The organism is Mycobacterium sp. ENV421 (genome assembly GCF_002887815.1).
Taxonomy (GTDB): domain Bacteria; phylum Actinomycetota; class Actinomycetes; order Mycobacteriales; family Mycobacteriaceae; genus Mycobacterium.
Genome location: NZ_PDHO01000087.1, coordinates 1 through 4,482 on the forward strand (window position 1 = coordinate 1; position 4,482 = coordinate 4,482).

2 protein-coding genes and 1 pseudogene are annotated in these 4,482 nt (G+C 64.0%); all 3 read left to right on the top strand.

The features are described 5' to 3' along the window. Nucleotides 1-29 precede the first annotated feature (29 nt). On the top strand, nt 30-1,484 hold the full coding sequence (locus CRM90_RS29505; RefSeq protein ID WP_502693336.1) for an FtsK/SpoIIIE domain-containing protein: 1,455 nt from the start codon (nt 30-32) through the stop codon (nt 1,482-1,484). Next, nucleotides 1,477-2,982 carry a replication initiator gene (locus CRM90_RS29510; protein ID WP_102810388.1) on the top strand — a complete coding sequence of 502 codons (1,506 nt, stop codon included), beginning with the start codon at nt 1,477-1,479 and terminating at the stop codon, nt 2,980-2,982. Before CRM90_RS29505 ends, CRM90_RS29510 begins: the two co-directional genes overlap by 8 nt. 186 nt (nt 2,983-3,168) lie before the next feature. Further along, nucleotides 3,169-4,440, top strand: a pseudogene (locus CRM90_RS29515) (recombinase family protein); the annotation flags it as partial. Nucleotides 4,441-4,482 lie beyond the last annotated feature (42 nt).

The window sequence follows — 4,482 nt, forward strand, 5'->3', positions numbered from 1 at the left end:
GCCTGCCCACGCTGGGCAAGCCAACTCAGATGTCACCTATTCGTGCAGCAGACCCGAACACCACCAACAGTGGATCAGACGATGACGACTGGCTCGGAGAACTGGTCATGTCGCTGTTCACCGCAGCCGGGTATCTGCTGTGGTGGGCAGTGCTGTTCCCGGCGATCAGCTTGCCCATTATCGCCAGCCTCGTACTTGGCATCAGTCACGGCGCTCGCGTGGGCCTGATCTGCGCGATCGTGTGCAGTGTCGGGTATGCGGGCTGGGCCTGGCTCGAACCGGGGTCATTTCGCGGCTGGGTGACCGAACCGGTGCGCCGTCGCTGGCTCACGTGGTCGCGCTACACCCGCGCCTGGGAATCGACGTGCACCCTGCACGGCCTGACCGCACAGCTCGGTGACCGCACCCTGACACCGACCTTGCGCACCGTGACGATCGGCAGAACCACCGACGTTCTGACGGTGCGGATCGTCACCGGCCAATCCGCCGCTGATTGGCACAAACAATCCGACGCGCTGGCCGCCGCGTGGCGCGCCGACCGGATCACCATCCGCTCGACCGCACCCGGCGAACTGCGCATCACCCTGATCTGCGGCGACGTGCTGGCTGAACCGATCGCCTTGCCGATGCCCACCCCGGCCACCTCAGTGGATCTGGCGTCGGTGCGGGTCGGGATCACCGAAACGCGACATTGGTGGCAGCTGCCGCTGCTCGGCCACCATGTGCTGATCGCCGGGGCGACCGGCGCCGGTAAAGGCTCGGTGTTGTGGTCGTTGATCGCCGGGATCGCCCCGGTGGTGAAGACCGGGCTGGTGCGGTTATGTGTCATCGACCCCAAAGGCGGCATGGAACTCGGTGCCGGGGCACCCATGTTCACCGTGTTCACCCACGACGCCGCCGACACCACCCTGGAGCTGTTGCGCCAACTCGTCACGGTGATGCACGCTCGAGCGAATCGTCTGCGTGGCCGCACCCGCCTACACACCCCGACCTCGGGCGAACCGTTGTTTGTGGTGGTGATCGATGAGATCGCCGCACTGACCGCATACGTAACCGACCGCAAGATCCGCAGCGAAATCGAACAACTCCTGGGCCTGCTACTCTCCCAAGGCCGCGCAGTCGGAATCAGCGTGGTCGCCGCGGTCCAAGACCCGGCCAAAGACACCCTGCCGGTGCGGCAATTGTTCACCGTGCGGATCGGGTTGCGGCTGACCGAAGCCACCCAAACCACCATGGTGCTGGGACAAGGAGCCCGCGATGCCGGGGCAGAATGCGACCGCATCCTCGACACGACCCCAGGTGTCGGCTACATGCTCGTCGGCGGTACCACCCAATCTCAGCGGGTCCGGGCCTTCCACGTCAGCGACCACGACATCACCGCCTTGGCCACCAGGTTCCACCGCCCTGCGAGCCGAACGGCCAGCGCCCGGCGACAGCGCAACACCGACACAGGCCACACCTCGGGTGAGGGCAGCGGTGAATAACTCCACGCCAGCGGCGCCGCTCGCCCTACCCGGTGTTCCCGATACCGTCGACAGCACCCGGGTGGTGGAGCAGATGGTGCGTCGCGCGGCCTCGATGGGATTCGAATCATGGTGGAGGCGGGCGGAATCTGTTGGCTTCTGTGCCCACCCCATCCAACTCACGGGCACCGATGAGTTCGGCCGCGATCGGGTGGTGTGGACACGGTGCAACAACCGCCGCGCAAAGATCTGCCCATCGTGTTCAGACCTGTACGCCCGCGACACGTGGCAACTCATGCACGCTGGCACGGCCGGCGGCCACCACGACATCCCTGATGCAGTGGCCGATCGTCCACAGGTGTTCGTCACCCTCACCGCGCCCAGCTATGGGGCCGTCCACACCACCGTGCGTGCGGGAGATATGCGACACCGAGTGTGCCGCGATCACAACCACATTGGCGGCTACCGCCGTTGCCCGCATGGAAAACCATTGTGGTGCAGCATGACCCACTATGAAGGTGATACCCATGTGGGACAGCCGATCTGCGCGGACTGCTACGACTACACAGGGCATGTCCTATTCACCTGGCATCTGCCGGAACTGTGGAGACGGTTTACCATCACCCTGCGACGCGCGTTGCGCCGAGAGCTACGCGCCTTGGGGGTAGACCCCGATGCGGTGCGGGTTAGCTTCATCAAAGTCGTCGAACTGCAAGCCCGGCTCGTCCCGCATATTCATGCCCTGATCCGTCTCGATCCGCGCGACACCGATAGCGGCGGCGCTCAGGAGTGGCAAGCGCCCGCCACGGCGACCGAACTGGCCACCACCATCCAACAGGCTGCCCGAACCGTGGCCTTGACGGTCGCCGACTCATCCTCTGATGCCGCGACACGGGTGATCAGGTTCGGCGCACAAGTTGACACCCAGCCCATCGACAACCGGTCCGCTGGCACGAAAAGCCTTGCTGTGGAGGAGGATTTGTCACAGTGTCGGGTGCTGGCAGGCCACCGCGTTGCTCGCTACCTCGCGAAATACGTCACCAAATCGTTGGTGGACGTCGGGATCAGCGCGCGACGCATCTCCACCGAGGCCATCGCCGACCTCGACGTCACCGATCACGTTCGGGCGATCCTGACCACCATTAGCGAACTCGCCGATAATGAACTCGCTGGTATCGGCCGGTGGCTACACACCCTGGGCTATCGAGGCCACATCACGTCCAAGTCCCGCCGTTACTCCACCACGATGACCGCGCTGCGTGAACGCCGCGCCACTTGGACGCGTGAACAACGCTTGAAAAATGCTGCGCGCGAACATGATGCCGGCTTCGTCTCTACCGATGGCGATGATCTGGTGGCGTGGGAGTTTGACCGTGCCGGCCCGAGCAGCCTCGGCGACCGCACCCTCATCTATTCCGCGGCCCTCCAACGTATTCACACCCGCCGCATCGGACTAGTGGAAGCCCGTCGCCACGCCCGCAGCCAGCATTGGGATTCACCAGGGGCAAGCGATGGCTGAAAGATGCCCGACTCCACATGCTCGCTCCAAATGTGACGCTCGAATTAATGCACCGAGCATGTCAGAGGGAGGTGTTGAAATTGACCTGCCGAACCGGAATCGGCTTCCGCGCGAGGCCAACCGCGCGCTGGTAAACGTCATACTGGCTGTGCGGGACCGGACGCGCGGATCACGGAGGGAAGTGGCATGAGCCTCAGGTTCGCTTTCTATGGCCGAGTGAGCACCGAGGACGCTCAAGATCCCGAGGCGAGCCGCAGCTGGCAGAAACGTCGTGCCATCGATCTGATCACTCCGCATGGCGGAGTCCTCGCTGTCGACTATTTCGATATAGGACAGAGCCGTTCGCTTCCCTGGAAACGCAGACCGGAGGCCTCACGTCTGCTTGCAGATGTCACTTCTCGTGACCGTGGCTTCGATGCCGTCGTGATCGGTGAACCTGCTCGCGCGTTCTACGGGCCGCAATTTGCGCTCACTTTCCCGGTGCTCACGCACTACGGGGTCGGCCTATGGGTGCCTGAAGTCGGCGGAGCGGTGGATCCCGGCTCCGAGGCACACGACCTCGTGATGACGCTCTTCGGTGGCATGAGCAAGGGAGAACGTGCACGAATCCAGATGCGCGTCCGTACCGCGATGTCGGCACTCGCACAGGACACAACCAGATACCTCGGCGGTCGCCCACCGTACGGTTATCGACTCGTCGATGCCGGCCCGCACCCGAACCCCGCCAAGGCAAGTCTTGGGCAGCGTCTTCACCGCCTGGAACCTGACCCCGCGACCGCCCCGACCGTCGGGCGGATCTATCGCATGTATGCCGATGGTGCTGGCTTGCGTTATATCGCACAGCAGCTCACCGACAATGGAGTGCCATCACCGAGCCAATACGACCCGGCGCGGAACCGGCATCGTGACCCACGAGGATGGTCCCATTCGGCGATCCGCGCCATACTCGATAACCCCGCTTACCGCGGTATCCGTGTCTGGGGCAAGCAGGAGAAGTATGAGGTCCTTTTGAACCCCGATGATGTCGCCGCGGGATACGAGACTCGCATGCGGTGGCGCGATGAGGCCGACTGGATCGCACCCGACCGACGCACGCACGAAGCGCTGATCCCTGATGAGCTGGCGGAGGCTGTTAGTCTCCGGATGCAGGCGCGGCGTGGTCCCGGTCGCGTGTGCAGCAGAGAATCGACGGTCCCGTATGCGCTGCGTGGGCTGCTGTTCTGCGCCGCATGTGGACGGCGAATGCAGGGCGCCGCCCGACTGGGGAAGCAAACAACGCGGATCCTCTACCGTTGTGAGTTCGGCAAGTCACGTTCTGTACCTGTGGACCTGAGTGATCATCCGCGCACCGTGTATCTCCGTGAAGACGCAGTGACAGCGCGACTCGACGAATGGATCGCCACTCTGGCCGATCCAGAAGACCTCGCACGCGGGCAGGACGTGGACGGTCGCGTCCGAAAGTGGGTGTAAAAAGCACCGGCCGGTTCGCGGCTTCGTCGT

Excerpts from the sequence above, each read along its gene's own strand:
- CRM90_RS29505 (WP_502693336.1), top strand. The coding sequence starts at position 30 with ATGTCACCTATTCGTGCAGCAGACCCGAACACCACCAACAGTGGATCA.